The 17,287-nt window shown below is 66.8% G+C and carries 18 protein-coding genes; 11 read left to right on the top strand and 7 right to left on the bottom strand.

All coding sequences use genetic code 11. From position 1 onward, the window contains the following. Nucleotides 1-179: 179 nt before the first annotated feature. The 6 genes from adk to U5817_RS05435 all read right to left on the bottom strand — a co-directional run bounded on the left by adk (nt 180) and on the right by U5817_RS05435 (nt 3,969). On the bottom strand, nt 180-833 hold the full coding sequence (adk, locus tag U5817_RS05460) for an adenylate kinase (RefSeq protein ID WP_407279961.1): 654 nt from the start codon (nt 831-833) through the stop codon (nt 180-182). A 68-nt stretch (nt 834-901) separates the two neighbouring features. Beyond that, nucleotides 902-1,678 (bottom strand): 3-deoxy-manno-octulosonate cytidylyltransferase, encoded by a 777-nt coding sequence (gene kdsB / locus U5817_RS05455; protein ID WP_407279960.1) that lies wholly within the window; start codon nt 1,676-1,678, stop codon nt 902-904. 2 nt (nt 1,679-1,680) lie between these two features. Then, nucleotides 1,681-1,872 (bottom strand): Trm112 family protein, encoded by a 192-nt coding sequence (locus tag U5817_RS05450; protein WP_018991185.1) that lies wholly within the window; start codon nt 1,870-1,872, stop codon nt 1,681-1,683. Continuing rightward, nucleotides 1,853-2,866, bottom strand: a complete 1,014-nt coding sequence (lpxK, locus tag U5817_RS05445) for a tetraacyldisaccharide 4'-kinase (RefSeq protein WP_407279959.1) — start codon at nt 2,864-2,866, stop codon at nt 1,853-1,855. Before lpxK ends, U5817_RS05450 begins: the two co-directional genes overlap by 20 nt. 59 nt (nt 2,867-2,925) lie before the next feature. After that, a complete protein-coding gene (locus tag U5817_RS05440) occupies nt 2,926-3,345 on the bottom strand; it encodes an ExbD/TolR family protein (RefSeq protein WP_407279958.1) in 420 nt (139 codons plus the stop codon). A 15-nt stretch (nt 3,346-3,360) separates the two neighbouring features. After that, nucleotides 3,361-3,969 carry a MotA/TolQ/ExbB proton channel family protein gene (locus U5817_RS05435; RefSeq protein ID WP_169125035.1) on the bottom strand — a complete coding sequence of 203 codons (609 nt, stop codon included), beginning with the start codon at nt 3,967-3,969 and terminating at the stop codon, nt 3,361-3,363. Nucleotides 3,970-4,273: 304 nt separating this feature from the next. On the opposite strand from U5817_RS05435, the gene xseA reads away from it, so the two are divergent. The 11 genes from xseA to tal all read left to right on the top strand — a co-directional run bounded on the left by xseA (nt 4,274) and on the right by tal (nt 15,262). Beyond that, nucleotides 4,274-5,650, top strand: a complete 1,377-nt coding sequence (xseA, locus tag U5817_RS05430; protein ID WP_407279957.1) for an exodeoxyribonuclease VII large subunit — start codon at nt 4,274-4,276, stop codon at nt 5,648-5,650. A 139-nt stretch (nt 5,651-5,789) separates the two neighbouring features. Beyond that, nucleotides 5,790-6,374 (top strand): superoxide dismutase, encoded by a 585-nt coding sequence (locus U5817_RS05425; protein WP_169125033.1) that lies wholly within the window; start codon nt 5,790-5,792, stop codon nt 6,372-6,374. A 173-nt stretch (nt 6,375-6,547) separates the two neighbouring features. Beyond that, nucleotides 6,548-7,558 carry a sulfate ABC transporter substrate-binding protein gene (locus tag U5817_RS05420; protein ID WP_407279956.1) on the top strand — a complete coding sequence of 337 codons (1,011 nt, stop codon included), beginning with the start codon at nt 6,548-6,550 and terminating at the stop codon, nt 7,556-7,558. Nucleotides 7,559-7,589: 31 nt separating this feature from the next. After that, the gene (locus U5817_RS05415) at nt 7,590-8,291 is read left to right on the top strand and encodes an RBBP9/YdeN family alpha/beta hydrolase (protein WP_407279955.1); all 702 of its coding nucleotides are present in this window, start codon (nt 7,590-7,592) and stop codon (nt 8,289-8,291) included. A 167-nt stretch (nt 8,292-8,458) separates the two neighbouring features. Continuing rightward, on the top strand, nt 8,459-9,295 hold the full coding sequence (gene cysT / locus U5817_RS05410; RefSeq protein WP_407279954.1) for a sulfate ABC transporter permease subunit CysT: 837 nt from the start codon (nt 8,459-8,461) through the stop codon (nt 9,293-9,295). Next, nucleotides 9,295-10,215, top strand: coding sequence for a sulfate ABC transporter permease subunit CysW (gene cysW, locus U5817_RS05405; protein ID WP_407279953.1), 921 nt, complete (start codon nt 9,295-9,297; stop codon nt 10,213-10,215). The genes cysT and cysW overlap by 1 nt, the downstream gene beginning before the upstream one ends. Then, nucleotides 10,212-11,300 carry a sulfate/molybdate ABC transporter ATP-binding protein gene (locus U5817_RS05400; protein WP_407279952.1) on the top strand — a complete coding sequence of 363 codons (1,089 nt, stop codon included), beginning with the start codon at nt 10,212-10,214 and terminating at the stop codon, nt 11,298-11,300. The genes cysW and U5817_RS05400 overlap by 4 nt, the downstream gene beginning before the upstream one ends. Then, nucleotides 11,297-12,241, top strand: a complete 945-nt coding sequence (locus tag U5817_RS05395; protein WP_169125027.1) for a CysB family HTH-type transcriptional regulator — start codon at nt 11,297-11,299, stop codon at nt 12,239-12,241. The genes U5817_RS05400 and U5817_RS05395 overlap by 4 nt, the downstream gene beginning before the upstream one ends. A gap of 60 nt (nt 12,242-12,301) precedes the next feature. Beyond that, complete coding sequence (gene cysK / locus U5817_RS05390; protein WP_407279951.1) at nt 12,302-13,279, top strand: cysteine synthase A; 978 nt, start codon at nt 12,302-12,304, stop codon at nt 13,277-13,279. Next, the gene (locus U5817_RS05385) at nt 13,276-14,073 is read left to right on the top strand and encodes a pseudouridine synthase (protein WP_407279949.1); all 798 of its coding nucleotides are present in this window, start codon (nt 13,276-13,278) and stop codon (nt 14,071-14,073) included. Before cysK ends, U5817_RS05385 begins: the two co-directional genes overlap by 4 nt. A 112-nt stretch (nt 14,074-14,185) precedes the next feature. Continuing rightward, a complete protein-coding gene (gene tal, locus U5817_RS05380; protein WP_407279948.1) occupies nt 14,186-15,262 on the top strand; it encodes a transaldolase in 1,077 nt (358 codons plus the stop codon). A gap of 82 nt (nt 15,263-15,344) precedes the next feature. Here the strand turns inward: tal and U5817_RS05375 are convergent, their stop codons facing one another. Beyond that, nucleotides 15,345-17,228: a chemotaxis protein CheA gene (locus tag U5817_RS05375; protein WP_407279947.1), complete on the bottom strand. Its 1,884-nt coding sequence runs from the start codon at nt 17,226-17,228 to the stop codon at nt 15,345-15,347. Between the last annotated feature and the right edge of the window lie 59 nt (nt 17,229-17,287).

The raw sequence follows: 17,287 nt of genomic DNA, 5'->3' as shown, positions 1-17,287 counted from the left end.
CGCTCTCGTAGCGTGCTTTCAAGGCGGCAGCCCTATACCGCCGTTCCTATCGCAAGACATGGGCAGGGCTTCGCCAGGCTCAGCCCGAACGGGCATGTCGTTGCCGGCTTACCAATGCAAACGCGGCGAGAAACGGGATGGCTCCCGCCGCTCGCCGCGCCTGTGCCGGAGACGTCCGCTTACTTCAGCGCTTCGAACGCGCTCGCGGTGATCGCCTCGACCGCGCCGAGACCGGAGATCTTGCGGACCTTCGGGGCGGCAGCCGCACCGGAAGCGGCCCACTGGGAATAGTACTCGACCAGCGGCTTGGTCTGGGCGTGATAGACCTCGAGGCGCTTCTTCACGGTTTCCTCGCGATCGTCGTCGCGCTGGATGAGATCCTCGCCGGTCACGTCGTCCTTGCCCGCAACCTTGGGCGGGTTGAACTTGACGTGGTAGGTGCGGCCCGAGGCAACGTGCACACGCCGCCCGCTCATGCGCTCGACGATCTCGCTGTCGGGAACGTCGATCTCGAGGACGAAGTCGATCGGCACGCCGGCTTCCTTCATCGCGTCAGCCTGCGGAATCGTGCGCGGGAAGCCGTCGAACATGTAGCCGGCCTTGCAGTCGTCCTGCTGCAGGCGGTCCTTCACCAGGCCGATGATGATGTCGTCGGAGACGAGGCCGCCCGCATCCATCACCTTCTTGGCCTCGATACCCAGCGGAGTGCCCGCCTTGACCGCGGCGCGCAGCATGTCGCCGGTGGAAATCTGCGGAATGCCGAACTTCTCCTTGATGAAGTTCGCCTGCGTGCCCTTGCCTGCGCCCGGGGGTCCCAACAGAATCAAACGCATGAATCCTCTCCTCCCTGTCATGCGGCGCCAGTCCGGCCGCATGGTTCCCAAAAAATGAAGCCCGAAACTTACTCGACTCGACCTGCGCGGTCAAACGCGGCCCGGACGCGCTCAAGGTCTTCGGGCGTATCGACGCCCGCCGCCGGCGCGCGTTCGACGGACAGTACCCGAATGCGGTAACCGTGCCACAGCGCCCGGAGCTGCTCGAGCGCCTCCCAGTTTTCCAGCGGCGACGCTGACAGCCCTGCGTAGCGGCGCAGGAAGTCGACACGATAAGCGTAGATGCCCACGTGGCGCTGCACCGGAAGGCCCGCGGGGATCGCCTCGCGGGATTTGGCGAAATCGTCGCGCGCCCAGGGAATCGGGGCACGTGAGAAATACAGCGCACGATCGTTCGCGTCGCACACGACCTTGACAACGTTCGGATTGAAGAATTCGGCGGCGTCGTGCAGCGTGTGCGCGGCCGTCGCGATGGCGGCGTCAGGCGCATCGGCCAGGGCGCGCGCGACATCGGCAATCAGGGCGGGGTCGATCAGCGGTTCGTCCCCCTGCACATTCACGACGATCTGGTCATCGCTCCAGCCACGGGCGGCGACGACCTCGGCGAGGCGGTCGGTGCCGCTGGGATGATCGGCGCGTGTCATCAGCACGTCGCCGCCGGCCGACTGCACGGCTTCGACGACGCGTGCATCGTCGGTCGCGACCCACGCGGACAGCGGCCCGGCCTTGCGTGCCTGCTCGAGCACGCGCACCACCATCGGCTTGCCGCCGATGTCAGCGAGCGGCTTGCCCGGCAGGCGCGTCGAGGCGTAGCGCGCCGGAATGACGACGTGGAAGCCGGCCATGCTCAGCGGCGCAGGGCGTCGACTTCTTCGGCCGGCAGCTGGCGCGCCTCTTCCTCGAGCATCACCGGAATGCCGTCTCGGATCGGGAACGCGAGGCGGTCGGCCTTGCAGACGAGCTCCTGCTTGTCCTTGACGAAGTCGAGAGGACCCTTGCAGACGGGGCACACGAGGATTTCAAGCAGTCTGGCGTCCATGCGACAGTTTCTCCAGGATATGTTCGGCGGCGCCCGCCGGGATCTGTGCCCTGACCGGGAATTCCCAAGTGTCGGCAGACGCGAAAGCCGAGCATTTTACCGCATCCTTGCTGGTCAGGACTTTCGCCTCGCCGGGCGCGAACGCCAGGTCGGCGGCGGTGAATGGGTGATGGTCCGGAAAGGGATGGGGCACGACGTCGAGCCCCATCGCGCGCAATTGATCGAAGAAACGCTCCGGGCGACCTATGCCGGCGACCGCGTGCACACGACGCCCCATGAATGTATCGGGCCGGCATCGATGCGCCGCATCCTGGAGGGAGATGAAATCATCCCCCTCGAGTCGCATCGGGAATACCGGGGTGTCGCCGATCGCCCGCCTGACCACGGCCGAAAGGGGACCGTGGGCAATCACCATGTCGACTTCGCGCAGCCGGGTCAGCGGTTCGCGCAGAGGACCCGCGGGCAGCAGCCAGCGGTTGCCGAGCGTGCGCTCGTCCACAACCGCGAGTTCGACGTCGCGTGCGAGGCGGTAATGCTGCAAGCCGTCGTCGGAAACAATTACGTCGCACTCGGGATGCCGGGCCAGAAGCGCTCTTGCCGCGGCCGGACGGTCCGCACCGACGGCGACGGGACAACCGGTCAGACGCGCGAGGAGCACGGGTTCGTCGCCGTAAAGGGACGTATCGCCGTCGGCAGGAACCAGGGCGACGCCGCTGACATGGCCACCATATCCGCGACTGACGACGCCGGGAGTCCAGCCCGCCGCGCGCAACTCGCGCACGAGCCAATCCACGACCGGGGTCTTGCCGCTGCCGCCGACAGCGATGTTGCCGACGATGATGACCGGGACGGGGAGGCGCTCGACGCGCCGCGGGTCACTGCGATAACGGCGACGACGCGTCGCGGCGAGGGCGCCGAACAGCGCCGACAAGGGGCGCAGCAGGTGCGCGAGGAGAGAGCGGCGCCGCCACCACTCCGGACTGCTGCGCGCCATGGATCAGGTGCACGGCATCGGCGACAGGGTCGCCGATGCCGCCCCGGCGGCAAGACCGCTCACGGGGCGGACTGGGTGGCGAAGGTGATGTGCGGCAGGCCCGCACGCTGCGCCGCCTGCATCACGTCGATGACGCTCTGGTGCGCGGCCTTGGCGTCCGCCGTGATGACCACGACCGGATCCTTGCCCCCGGCAGGAACGGCGCGACCGAGCGCCGCGGCGATCGCATTGATGCTCTTGTCGCCGACCGGCTGGCGATTGACGAGAACGTCTCCGGCGGCATTCACCGCGACAACGATCTCGTTGGGCGTGACCTCGGCGGCCTTGGTGTCGGCCATCGGGAGGTTGATCTCGAGTCCCGATACCTTGGAGTAGGTCGTCGTGAGGACGAGGAAGATGATCAGGACCAGCAGGACATCGATCAGCGGGATCAGGTTGATGTCCGGTGCTTCGTGCTTGCGTCCGCGCTGGAAGTTCATGCGCTGCATTCCCGCTCAGGGGCGACGGTCGCCGTGCACGACCTCGACCAGCTTGATCGCCTGCTGCTCCATGTCGACGACGAAGCCATCGACGACCGCGCGGTAATGGCGCCAGAAGATGATCGAAGGAATCGCGATCATCAGGCCCAGGCCCGTCGCGTAGAGCGCGGTGGAGATACCCTGCGCGAGCTGCTGCGGGTTGGTCGTGGCTGCCCCCTGGGCGGCGAAGATGTCGATCATGCCGACGATGGTGCCGAACAGGCCCATCAGCGGGGCGATCGACGCGATGGTGCCGAGCGTGTTGAGGAAGCGCTCGAGTTCGTGCGCGACGGCGCGGCCGGTTTCCTCGATCGCCTCCTTCATGACCTCGCGCGAGCTGCTGACGTTGCGCAGGCCCGCGGCAAGGACGCGACCGAGCGGCGAATGGGCGGCGACGCGGTTGGCCATCTCGGACGTGGCGCCTTTCTGGCGCAGGTCGGAAAGCACCTTGTCGAGCAGGCCGTCGGGCACGATGCGCGAGCGACGCAGGGTGACGCCGCGTTCGATGATGAGGGCGACGGCAACGATGGATACCAGCAGGAGGGGCCAGACGGGCCAGCCCGCGGACTGGATGAGCGCGAACACGCAGGAACTCCGGAAACTCGAAAAAAGAAGAACTGTAAACCCCAGCCGCGAACACGGCAAGGGCGCACCCTTTTGTCATGGACGCAGGAAGAATCCACAAATCCTGTGGATAAGTTTGTGGATTCTTCGAGAATTAGTCGGCAAATAGCTGTCGCGACAAGCGTTTTCTTACTGCGCTGAAAAATTAAGCAACAATTTTATTGTTTAAAAACAGTAGCTTGCAAATATCCTTAAATACTTCGCGGATTCGTAGATTCACCATTGACAGAACGGGAGCCTTGTGGATTCCGTTACAATCGCAGCCATGCAAAACACCTTGATCCCTCCCTTCGGCGGCCCTGGCGACACGAATGGCGCGGGCCGGGTTCTCAGCGTTTCAGCGCTCAACCGCATGGCCCGCGAGACGCTCGAAGCCCGCTTTCCCCTGATGTGGGTGAGCGGCGAGATCTCCAATCTCACCCGGGCGCCCTCGGGCCACTTGTATTTCACGCTGAAGGACGCCGAGGCGCAGGTTCGCTGCACGATGTGGCGCAATCGCGCCCAGCTGCTGCCCTTCCGCCCGGAGAACGGGATGCGGGTGGATGCCCGCTCGCTCGTAACCCTGTACGAGGCGCGCGGCGACTTCCAGCTCAATGTCGAGGCACTGCGGCAGACCGGACAGGGGAACCTGTTCGAGGCCTTCCTGCGCCTCAAGGAAAAGCTCGCGTCAGAAGGCCTGTTCGACCCGGCCGCGAAACGGGAGCTTCCACATTACCCGCGGCGCATCGGCGTCGTGACGTCACCGGCGGCCGCCGCATGGAGGGATGTGCTGGCCGCGTTGCAGCGGCGTGCCCCGCATCTCGAGGTGGTCCTCTACCCGTCGCCGGTGCAGGGCGCTGACGCCGGCGCAAGGCTCGCCGAAGCGGTACGGACGGCGGACGCGCGCCGTGCGGAAGATGCCATCGACCTGCTCCTGGTGGTGCGCGGCGGCGGCAGCATCGAGGATCTGTGGGCCTTCAACGACGAGGCGCTGGCACGCGCGATCCGCGGGTGCCGGGTGCCGGTGGTGAGCGGCGTGGGTCACGAGACCGACTTTACGATCGCGGATTTCGCAGCCGACGTGCGCGCGGCGACGCCGACCGGTGCCGCCGAACTGGCGAGCGCGGGCTACCACGCCGCGCGGGCGCGCGTGAGCGACTTGGGACGTTTCCTTTCCGCCGGCATGGAGCGGCGTCTGCACGGGCTGGCACAAAGGCTCGACCGGGCTGCACTGCGGCTCGTGCATCCGCGCGAACGGCTCGGGCTCGCACGAGAGCGCAGCGAACGGCTCGCCACACGCCTGGGCGCGGCGATGGCGCGCCGCCTGGAACGCATGGAAGGGACACGCCGCGTCCTGGAATTGCGCCTCGTCGCCCGCAAGCCCGACCTGCGCCGGGAGATGGAGCGCTGTGCCCGCGCGGCGCAAAGGCTCGGCGCAGCAGGTGGACAGCTCATGCAGCGCCGTGCGGAACGACTCTCCGCGCTGGCGACCCACTTGCAGCATCTGGCGCCGCAGGCGGTGCTCGCGCGCGGCTACAGCATCACGCGCGACGCCGAGGGGCGAATCCTGAGGGACGCCGACGAGACGACGGCAGGCGAGAAAATCTCGGTGGAACTCGCAAACGGGCGCCTGCGTGCTATCGTGAATAGCACGGAAGCATGACGAGCGCGCCACCGCGCGTTGCAGGATCCTCCCGCGGACAGGCTGCACGGCCCGCAGGATTGCCAGCGGGGTTCAATCCCGACTAGAATAGTCAGGCTTTGACCCCGACAACCCTGAAACCAAACAGGAAGGAGAACAAATGGAACATACCCTGCCCCCCCTGCCCTACGCGAAGGACGCCCTGGCTCCGCACATTTCGGCCGAGACCATGGAGTTCCACTACGGCAAGCACCACCAGGCCTATGTGACCAACCTGAACAACCTGATCAAGGGCACCGAGTACGAGAACCTCGACCTCGAGGCGATCGTCAAGAAGGCTCCCGCCGGCGGCGTGTATAACAACGCCGCCCAGGTGTGGAACCACACCTTCTTCTGGAACGGCATGAAGCCGAACGGCGGCGGCGAGCCGACGGGCGCGCTGGCCGAAGCGATCAAGGCCAAGTGGGGCAGCTTCGAGGACTTCAAGAAGGCCTTCACGACCTCGGCCGTGGGCAACTTCGGTTCGGGCTGGACCTGGCTGGTGAAGAAGGCCGACGGCAGCGTCGACATCGTCAACATGGGCGCAGCCGGCACCCCGCTGACGACCGCCGACAAGGCCCTGCTCTGTATCGACGTGTGGGAACACGCCTACTACATCGACTACCGCAACCGTCGCCCGGACTTCGTCGCGACCTTCCTGAACAGCCTCGCCAACTGGGACTTCGCCGCGAAGAACTTCGCCTGATCCCCCTGCGGACCTTGCCGGCCCCCGCGTGAGGCCGGCCGCGTGGCCTCCCCTGTCGTGCAGGCGGAGGCCACGCCATTTCTGAATATACTTTTCTGATTTTCTTCGTTCAGGTTATAAGCGCGCGACGTTAGATTTTCTCCATCGAATTCCCTTCCACGGAGAAAATCATCATGACGGTCAACATCCTCCGGCGCAGCCTGCTGGCCCTGGCACTCACCGCAAGCCTGGTCGGCACCGCACAGGCGCAGACGACGCTGCTCAACGTTTCCTACGATCCGACGCGCGAGCTGTACCAGGCGTTCAACCCCGAATTCGTGAAGTACTGGAAGGCGAAGACCGGCCAGGACGTGACGATCAAGCAGTCGCACGGAGGCTCCGGCAAGCAGGCGCGGGCGGTGATCGACGGCCTCGAGGCGGACGTGGTGACGCTGGCGCTGGCCTATGACATCGACGTCATCGCGGCGAAGACGAACAAGTTCCCCGCCGACTGGCAGAAGCGCCTGCTGCACAACAGCTCGCCCTACACGTCGACGATCGTCTTCCTCGTGCGCAAGGGCAATCCGAAGGAGATCAAGGACTGGGGCGACCTGGTGAAGCCGGGCGTCCAGGTGATCACGCCGAATCCGAAGACTTCGGGCGGCGCGCGCTGGAATTACCTTGCGGCGTGGGGCTATGCGCTGCAGCAGCCGGGCGGCAGCGAGGCGAAGGCGAAGGAGTTCGTGACCGAGCTGTTCAAGCATGTGCCGGTGCTCGATTCGGGCGCGCGCGGTGCGACCAATACCTTCGTGCAGCGCGGCATCGGCGATGTGCTGCTGGCGTGGGAGAACGAGGCCTTCCTGTCGGTGAACGAGCTGGGCCCGGACAAGTTCGAGATCGTGGTGCCGTCGGTGTCGATCCTGGCCGAACCGCCGGTGACGGTGGTCGACGGGGTCGCGGCGAAGCGGGGGACGACCGAGGTCGCAAAGGCTTACGTGGAATATCTGTACTCGCCCGCCGGGCAGAAGATCGCCGCGCAGCATTACTACCGCCCGGCGAAGCCGGAGCTGGCCGACCCGAAGGACGTGGCGCGTTTCCCGAAACTGAAGACCTTCACGATCGACGGCCTGTTCGGCGGCTGGGCGAAGACGCAGAAGGCGCACTTCGACGACGGCGGCGTGTTCGACCAGATCTTCACGCGCTGAACCGCGCGTCACGACACACGGAGCGCCGCGCATGCGACACACGAGTTTGATCGTGCCGGGCTTCCACGGCAGCGGGCCGGAGCACTGGCAGACCTGGCTGGAACAGCGCCTGCCGGACGCGCGGCGGGTGCGCGGGATCGACTGGGAGGCGCCCGTGCTGGCGCGCTGGGCGGCGGCGGTGCGGCGCGAGATCGACGAGTCGCCGCACGCGGTGTGGCTCGTGGCGCACAGTTTCGGCTGCCTGGCGAGCGTGGTCGCTGCGGCCGACCGGCCCGAACGGGTGGCGGGGGCGCTGTTCGTCGCGCCGGCCGATCCGGCACGCTTCGGTCCGCTCGGTCTGCTGGAGGAGGCGCCGGCGCCCGCCGACGACCTCGGCCCCTGGCTGCCCCAGCGACAGCTCGGCTTTCCCTGCGCGGTGATCGCCAGCACCAATGACCCGTGGGTACGGCTGACGGTCGCGGCCTATTGGGCGGACCGCTGGGGTGCGCGCTTCATCAACATCGGCGCGGCGGGCCACATCAACGTCGACGCCGGCTTCGGCGCGTGGCCCTTCTGCCACGACCTGCTCGACGGCATGCAGCAGGCGCACGAGGACGTGCCGCTGGGGGCGATCTCCGGCCGGCAGGAATCGCACAAGGGGCGGCGCAGTACGCTGGCACGCCTGCGCCATCACACCCGCAGCTCGCTCGAATTGCGGACCGGCGCTCCGGATCCGTCCCCGCGCAAGGCTTAGCTGCAGCCCCTGACGGGCACGGACTGCGGTCCGGCCGTGCACGACGGGCGCCCCCGCCCCTGACGTCCTTAGCAGGAAATCGAATAACCAGCCCGCTTTTTATTATTTAACGGGCACAAGCAGCACGCATAGACTTGAATCATGAAATGCATTGGGAACGCCAAGATATGAGCGCCAGCCGGACCTTCCGGGTGCTGCCGGGCTTCCGCCTGACGCTCGGCTACACCCTCGCCTATCTGTCGTTGATCGTGCTGCTGCCGCTCGCGGCGGTCTTCCTCAAGACGGCCAGCCTGAGCATCGCGGAATTCTGGAACGTGATCAGCGCACCGCGCGTCGTTGCAAGCTACAAGCTGTCCTTCGGCATGTCGCTCGCGGCCGCCGCCATCAACGCCATGTTCGGCCTGCTGCTGGCGTGGTCGCTCGTGCGCTACAGCTTTCCGGGCAAGCGCGTCATCGACGCACTCGTGGACCTGCCCTTCGCGCTGCCCACCGCAGTCGCCGGCATCGCGCTGACCGCGCTGTACGCGAAGAACGGCTGGATCGGACAGTACCTCGATCCGCTGGGGATCCAGGTTGCGTTCAAGCCCCTTGGCGTGCTCGTCGCGCTGGTCTTCATCGGCCTGCCCTTCGTCGTGCGGACCGTGCAGCCCATCCTCGAGGACCTCGACACCGAGTTGGAGGAAGCCGCCGCGAGCCTGGGGGCCCGGCGCTGGCAGATCTTCCGCCACGTGATCCTGCCGGTGCTGCTGCCGGCACTGCTGACGGGCTTTGCGCTGGCCTTCGCGCGCGCCGTGGGCGAATACGGCTCGGTGATCTTCATCGCCGGCAACATCCCGATGGTGTCGGAGATCACGCCGCTGATGATCATCACCAAACTCGAACAATACGATTACGCCGGCGCCACCGCGATCGCGGTGGTGATGCTGGTGGTGTCGTTCGCGCTGCTGCTGCTGATCAACGGCCTGCAGGCGTGGACGGCCAGCAGAACCGGGAGGGAGCGCTGATGGCCGGCGCGACGACACTCAACTGGGCCGGCGCCATGCAGGCCGATGCCGCGGTCCGCTTCGAGTCCCGCGAGGCCACACGCGAAGCCCCATGGGTCAAATGGACCATACTCGGAATTTCGCTCACCTTCTTCGCGGTTTTCCTGCTGTTGCCTCTGGTGGCCGTCTTCATCGAAGCGCTGCGCAAGGGCTGGGGAACCTACGGGAGCGCGCTCGTCCATGAGGATGCGCTGTGGGCAATCAAGCTCACGCTCACCGCCGCGGTGATCGCGGTGCCGCTCAACCTGGTGTTCGGCGTTTGCGCCGCGTGGGCGATCGCGAAGTTCGAGTTCCGCGGCAAGCACTTCCTCATCACGCTGATCGACCTGCCGTTCTCGGTGTCGCCCGTGATCGCCGGCCTGATCTACGTGCTGATCTTCGGCGCGCAGGGCTGGCTCGGGCCATGGCTCGCGGATCACGACATCAGGATCATCTTCGCCGTTCCCGGCATCGTGCTGGCGACGGTGTTCGTGACCTTCCCCTTCGTCGCGCGCGAGCTCATTCCGCTGATGCAGGCGCAGGGCCGGGAGGAGGAGGAAGCCGCGATCGTGCTCGGCGCCAACGGCTGGCAGACCTTCTGGTACGTGACGCTGCCGAACATCAAGTGGGGACTGCTGTATGGCGTGATCCTGTGCAATGCCCGCGCGATGGGCGAGTTCGGTGCGGTGTCGGTCGTCTCCGGCCACATCCGCGGGCAGACCAACACCCTGCCGTTGCACGTCGAGATCCTCTACAACGAGTACCAGTTCGCCGCCGCCTTCGCGGTGGCCTCGCTGCTGGCACTGCTGGCGCTCGTGACCCTGGCGATAAAGACCTGGGTCGAGCACCGCGCCGGCGGCGGGAATCGATCACGAGATGCCCATCAGGACGCCGCATCATGAGCATTCAGGTCAGAAACATCCGCAAGACGTTCGGCGACTTCGTCGCGCTCGACGACGTCTCGCTCGACTTCCCGACCGGCGAGCTGGTGGCGCTGCTGGGCCCGTCCGGCTGCGGCAAGACCACGCTCCTGCGCATCATCGCCGGTCTTGAGCAGGCCGAATCCGGACAGGTGCTGCTGGACGGGGACGACGCCTCGGGCACCCACGTGCGCGAGCGCCAGGTCGGTTTCGTGTTCCAGCATTACGCACTGTTCCGCCACATGAGCGTGTTCGACAACGTCGCCTTCGGCAAGCGCATGAAACCGCGCGGGCAACGTCCGTCGGAACGGCAGATCCGCGACAAGGTGCATGAACTCCTCGACCTCGTGCAGCTCGACTGGCTCGCCGACCGCTTCCCGGCGCAACTGTCCGGCGGCCAGCGCCAGCGCATTGCGCTCGCCCGTGCACTCGCGGTGGAGCCGCGTGTGTTGCTGCTCGACGAGCCTTTCGGGGCGCTCGACGCCAAGGTGCGCAAGGAGCTGCGCCGCTGGCTGCGCAAGCTGCACGACGAACTGCATATCACCTCGATCTTTGTCACCCACGACCAGGAGGAGGCGCTCGAGGTCGCCGATCGCGTCGTGCTGATGGACCGCGGCCATGTCGAGCAGATCGGCACGCCCGAAGAGGTCTACCGCCAGCCCGCGACGCCCTTCGTGTATGGTTTCCTCGGCTCGGTGAACTTCTTCCACGGCCGAGTGGAAGACAACGCGCTGCGCGTCGGCGACGACGTGCTGCCGAGCGCGCAGCAGGAATTCGATGCAGGATCGGAAGTGATCGCGTTCGCGCGTCCGCACGAACTGGACCTGCTTGCAGACGCTCACGCCAACACTGGCGTCGCGGCACGCGTCACCCGCATCCTCGCTTTCGGCGTCACCGCCCGCATCGAGCTCGACGGGCTGAACGGCGCCAGCGGCCAGCATTTCGAGGTCGAGCTGACGCAGCAACGCGTCGCCGAGCTGAATCTCGCCGAAGGCCAGGCCGTGCGCCTGCTACCCTCGCACCTCAAGGTCTTCGAGCGCAACGGCATCACTGGAGCAACTGCATGAATTTCCAGCAGCTACGCATCATCCGCGAGACGGTGCGCCGCAACTTCAATCTCACGGAGGTCGCCAACGCGCTGTTTACGTCGCAATCTGGCGTCTCCAAGCACATCAAGGACCTCGAGGACGAACTCGGCGTCGAGCTCTTCGTGCGCAAGGGCAAGCGTCTGCTGGGCCTCACCGACCCCGGCAAGGAACTGGTCGTGATGGTCGAGCGCATGCTCCTCGACGCGGGCAACATCAAGCGTCTCGCCGAGCAGTACAGCAACCGCGACGAAGGCCGCCTGACCGTCGTCACCACGCACACGCAGGCACGCTACGCCCTTCCCCGCGTCGTGACGGAGTTCAAGAAGGTCTATCCGAAGGTGTATCTCAAGCTGCACCAGGGCAGCCCCGAGGAGATCGTGTCCATGCTGCTGGACGGCCAGGCGGATATTGGCATCGCGACCGAAGCGCTCGCCGGGGTCGCCGAGCTCGCGTCATTCCCCTATTACTCCTGGCACCACTCGGTGATCGTGCCGGCCGGCCATCCGCTGGAGGCGGCCCGGCCGCTGACGCTCGAGGCGATCGCCGAATACCCGCTGATCACCTACCACGAAGGCTTCACCGGGCGCTCCCTGATCGACCGCGCGTTCGCCGCGGCGGGACTCTCGCCGGACGTCGCGATGTCGGCGATGGACGCGGACGTCATCAAGACCTACGTCGAACTGGGGCTGGGCGTCGGCATCGTCGCGTCGATGGCCTTCCAGCCCGGGCGCGAGGGCGAACTGCGCCTGCTCGACACCAGCCACCTCTTTCCGGCGAACACGACGCGCATCGCAGTGCGGCGTGGGCATTACCTGCGCGGATTCGCCTACCGCTTCATCGAAATGTGCTCGCCGACGCTCGGCGAAGCGACGGTGCGCCACAGCGTCACCCCCGCCGGCAACGGCCACGCCGAAGAATGAAGCAGCGCGCCGCGCGCCGGCGCCTGCTATTCTCCGATTTCCGCACCATGGAGCCCACAAATGTCGAATTGGTACGCTGACAACGCCGAATCCATCGGCAAGACCCCGCTGATCAAACTGAATCGCATCACCGATGGCGCCCCCGCGATCGTGCTGGGCAAGATCGAAGGCCGCAACCCAGCCTATTCGGTGAAGTGCCGCATCGGCGCGGCGATGATCTGGGACGCCGAAAAGCGCGGCCTGCTCGGCCCGGGCAAGGAGATCGTCGAGCCCACGAGCGGCAACACCGGCATCGCGCTGGCCTTCGTCGCCGCCGCACGCGGCATTCCCATCACCCTGACGATGCCCGACACGATGAGCGTCGAACGGCGCAAACTGCTGGTCGCCTACGGCGCCAAGCTGGTGCTCACCGAAGGCGCGAAAGGCATGAACGGCGCGATCGCGAAGGCGGAGGAGATCGCCGCCTCCGACCCGAACAAGTACGTGCTGCTGCAACAGTTCAAAAACCCGGCGAACCCGGCGATCCACGAGGCGACGACCGGCCCCGAGATCTGGAACGACACCGACGGCAAGATCGACATCCTCGTCTCGGGCGTCGGCACCGGCGGCACGATCACCGGCGTGTCGCGCTACATCAAGCAGACGCAGGGCAAGGCGATCCTGTCGGTGGCCGTCGAACCGGCCGCGAGCCCGGTGCTGACGCAGACCCGCGCGGGCGAACCGCTGAAACCGTCCCCGCACAAGATCCAGGGCATCGGTGCCGGCTTCGTGCCGCAGGTGCTGGACATGTCGCTGATCGACGCCGTGGAAACCGTCAGCAACGAAGACGCGATCCTTTACGCCCGTCGCCTCGCGCGCGAGGAAGGCATCCTGTCGGGCATCTCGTGCGGCGCAGCGGCGGCCGTCGCGGCACGTCTCGCGCAGCGGCCGGAGAACGCGGGAAAGACCATCGTCGCCATCCTGCCGGATTCGGGCGAGCGCTACCTCAGCTCCATCCTGTTCGAAGGTCTGTTCGACGCGACCGGCGCGGCGCTTTGAGCGGCGCCCTTGCGGCCACGAGCGCAGGGGCTAGCGCCCCCGCGGTACAGCCAACGGAAACCCTGCCCATCCTGCACCGCGACGACTTCCTCGTCGCGGTGCACAAGCCCTCCGGGCTGCTGGTCCATCGCTCCGTCCTCGACGTGCACGAGGAACGCTTCGCGGTGCAGATCCTGCGCGACCAGCTCGGCCGCCACGTGCATCCCGTGCATCGCCTCGACAAGGGCACCTCGGGCGTGCTGCTGTTCGCGCTCGACCGCGAGACGGCCGCCCTGGTGTCGTCGGCATTCGAACGGCAGGCCGTGCGCAAGACCTATCTCGCCGTCGTGCGCGGCCATCCGCCCGCGGAGGGCGTCATCGACCACCCGCTGACGCGCCGCTTCGACGACGCCGAGCGCCGCCCCGAAACCGCTGCGGAGGCCTCTGCGCAGGACGCCGTGACGCACTTCCGACGCCTTGCCATCACCGAACTACCGTATCAGGTCGACCGCTACCCGACGAGCCGCTACGCGCTGGTCGAACTCAGCCCGGACACCGGCCGCCGCCACCAGATCCGGCGCCACCTGAAACACATATCCCATCCCATCATCGGCGACGCGACCTTCGGCAAGGGACGACACAATCGGCTGTTCGGCGAGCTCTTCGGCGTCTCGCGCCTGCTCCTCGCCTGCACCCGCATGCAGCTCGCGCATCCACACACCGGCGCAGCGCTCGACCTGGGCACGCCCCTCGCGGAAGACTTCGCCCACGTGCTCGACGCGCTGGGCTGGACCGATGCCGCGAAGGCGGCCTGAGCGGCGACGGACACGCCCGGCAACACCCTCGCGCACGCGGAGTCTTCTTGTCCTCACCGATTCGTTGCACAATGAATCTCCACGACTACAAACCTGACACCGGCTCCAGCTCATGAATCCCCTGCTCCAGGTCCGCGCCCAGGGCCAGCAAGTCTGGCTCGACAACCTCTCCCGCACCCTCCTCAACGAAGGTCAGCTCGCAAAGATGATCGCCGAGGACGGCGTTGACGGCGTCACGACGAACCCGGCCATCTTCCACAAGGCCATCGCGGGCGGGCGCTATTACGAGGACGACCTCGCTGCCCTGAAGCAGCAAGCGCTCGATGCCGAGGCACGCTATGAAGGGCTGGTGATCCCTGACGTGCAGCGCGCCTGCGATCTGTTGCGCCCGACCTGGGAGCGCAGCGGCGGCAACGCCGGCTATGTGAGCCTCGAGGTGTCGCCCGCCCTCGCCCACGACGCGGCCGGCACGCTTGCCGCAGGCCTGCGCCTGAAGCAGGCCGTGGCACGCGACAACCTGCTGATCAAGGTGCCCGCAACCACTGCGGGTCTGGATGCGATCGAACTGCTGATCGGACGCGGCGTGAGCGTCAACGTCACGCTGATGTTCTCGCTCGCCCACGTCGATGCCGTCGCCGACGCCTACATCCAGGGCCTGCAGCGCCTGCGCCAGGCCGGCGGCGACGTGCGCAAGGTGATGTCGGTCGCGAGCCTGTTCCTTTCGCGCGTCGACACCCTCATCGACAAGCAGCTCGAAGAGCTCGGCGGCGATGCGCTCGCCCTGCGCGGCAAGGCGGCGGTGGCGATAGCGAAGCTCGCCTACCAACGCTACCAGGAACGCTTCCACGGCGCGGCCTTCGCCGACCTGCGCGCCGCGGGCGCCCGCCCGCAGTACATGCTGTGGGCGAGCACCGGCACCAAGAACCCCGCCTACAGCGACCTGCTCTACGCCGAGCCGCTGATCGGTCCGGAAACCGTGAATACGCTACCCGACGCCACGCTCGCAGCGTTGCGCGACCACGGCAAGGTCGCTGCGACGCTCGCCGAGGATGTCAGCGCCGCGCGCGCGACCTTCGACGCACTGAACGACCTGGGCATCGACATGACGGCTGCAGGCGAACGCCTGCAGCGAGAAGGGCTGGCGCAATTCGAGGACGCCTTCGCGCAGCTGCTGCAGCTCACGGCCTGACGCGCGCACGCCCCGAACAAGACAAAGCCCGGCGGAGGCTGTCCCTCCCGCCGGGCTTTTCGTTTCCTGCGTCCTCCGCTGATCAGGCGGTCGCGACCTGCTTGGCCATCATCGTCATGCGACTCAGCCAGCGCTGGTCGCCGGCGCTGCCGAGCAACTCCTTCATGTCGAGGATCAGCACGATCTGGCCGTTCGACAGGGTCGTCACCCCGGCAACGCCCTTCGGGCGGAAGTCGTCGAGCGACTTGATCACCGCGTCCTCGCGGCCCGCGAAAGTGTCGATGCCGAGGATGAAGGACATCTCCGCCGTCTGCATCAGCACGCCGTAGCACGGCGCGTGCTCCAGCGGCCAGCCCAGCAGCCCCGCCAGCGGCAGGATCGGCAGAACCTCGCCACGCACGACCATCGTCGCACGCCCGCCGACTTCCTGCACCTCCTTCGCCTCGATCGGCAGGATCTCGCGCACCATCGACAGCGGCACCGCGAACGGCTGCTCGCCCAGACGCACCAGCAGCACCGGCAGGATCGCCAGCGTCAGCGGCAGGCTGATCACGAAGGTCGTGCCCTTGCCGAGTTGCGACTGGATCTCGATGCTGCCGTTGAGCTTCTGGATGTTGGTGCGCACGACGTCCATGCCGACGCCGCGGCCCGACACGTCCGACACCTGCGCCGCCATCGAAAAGCCGGGCAGGAACACCAGGTTGAAGCTCTGGCGCTCGTCCATCGCATTGGACTCTTCGTCGGTGATGAGCCCCTTCTCGACCGCTTTCGCGCGCAGCCGCTCGGCGTTCATGCCGCGGCCGTCGTCGGCGACGAGGATCACGATGTGATCGCCCTCCTGGCGCGCCTCGAGGCGGACGATGGATTTCTCCGGCTTGCCGCTTGCGATCCGCCCCGCCACATCCTCGACGCCGTGATCGACCGCGTTGCGGATCAGGTGGATGATTGGATCGGCGAGATCCTCGATCATCGTCTTGTCGATCTCGGTTTCCTCGCCCGCGAGCACCAGCTCGACGTCCTTGCCCATGTTGCGCGCGAGATCGCGCGCGATGCGCGGGTACTTCTGGAACAGGCGCCCGATCGGCTGCATGCGCGTCTTCATGACCGCGTTCTGCAGGTCCGATACGAGCAGGTCGAGCTGGCTGACCGCGATATCCAGCGAATGCAGCGTCTCGGTGTCGTTGCGACCGGAGAGGATGTCGCTGCGCAGGGCGTTGAGGCGGTTCTTCGTCAGGCCGATCTCGCCCGAGAGGTTGAGCACCTGGTCGAGGCGCGTCGTATCGACGCGGATCGAGTTGTCGCGCTGTTTCTCGCCCTCGCGACGGCCCGTGCTGATCTGCGAACCGGGTTTGTCGCTTGCGCGGCGGCCCACCGCCGCCTTGATGACTTCCTCGGGCGGAAGCGTCGGGGCGGCAGGAACGACCGCCGCCACCGGCCCGGCTTCACGCACCGGCTGCACCACGCGCGCCACGCCGGTCACGACGCCATGCAGCAGCTCCCAGTCGGGCGCGCCGCCAGCGGCCAACGGGCTGGCCACCGCAGCAGGCGCCGGCGCAGCGGGAGCAGCGGCGAGTTCACCCGCGATCGCCTGCCTGAGGCGCGCGATCAGATCCGGATCGGCCGCGGCCGGCTGCATGCCCTGCTCCAGGCTCGCGAACATGTCACGCACCGTCGCCGTCGCGGCGAGGATCACATCCATGATCTCCGGCGTCACGGCAAGCTCGCCGTTGCGCAGGTTGTCGAACAGGTTCTCGGTCAGGTGGCACAGGGTGACCAGTTCCGTCGCGTTGAGGAAGCCGGCACCGCCCTTGATCGTATGGAAGCCGCGGAAGATCTCGTTGAGCAGGCCGCGGTCGTCGGGCGAGCGCTCGAGATCCACGAGCTTGTTGTCGACCCCGGAGAGCAAGTCTCCCGCCTCGATCAGGAAATCCTGAAGAAGGTCTTCCATTCCGGCGAAGTCACTCATCGCATTCTCGCTATCTTTGTTGCGGGCCGGCGGCCCCTTGCATTGATCGGCCCGGTCAT

Origin of the sequence: Aromatoleum evansii (assembly GCF_045689615.1) — a bacterium.
Lineage (GTDB): Bacteria > Pseudomonadota > Gammaproteobacteria > Burkholderiales > Rhodocyclaceae > Aromatoleum > Aromatoleum evansii.
The sequence above is the reverse complement of the archived record's forward strand: the minus strand, read 5'-3'. Positions and strand labels throughout refer to the sequence as shown.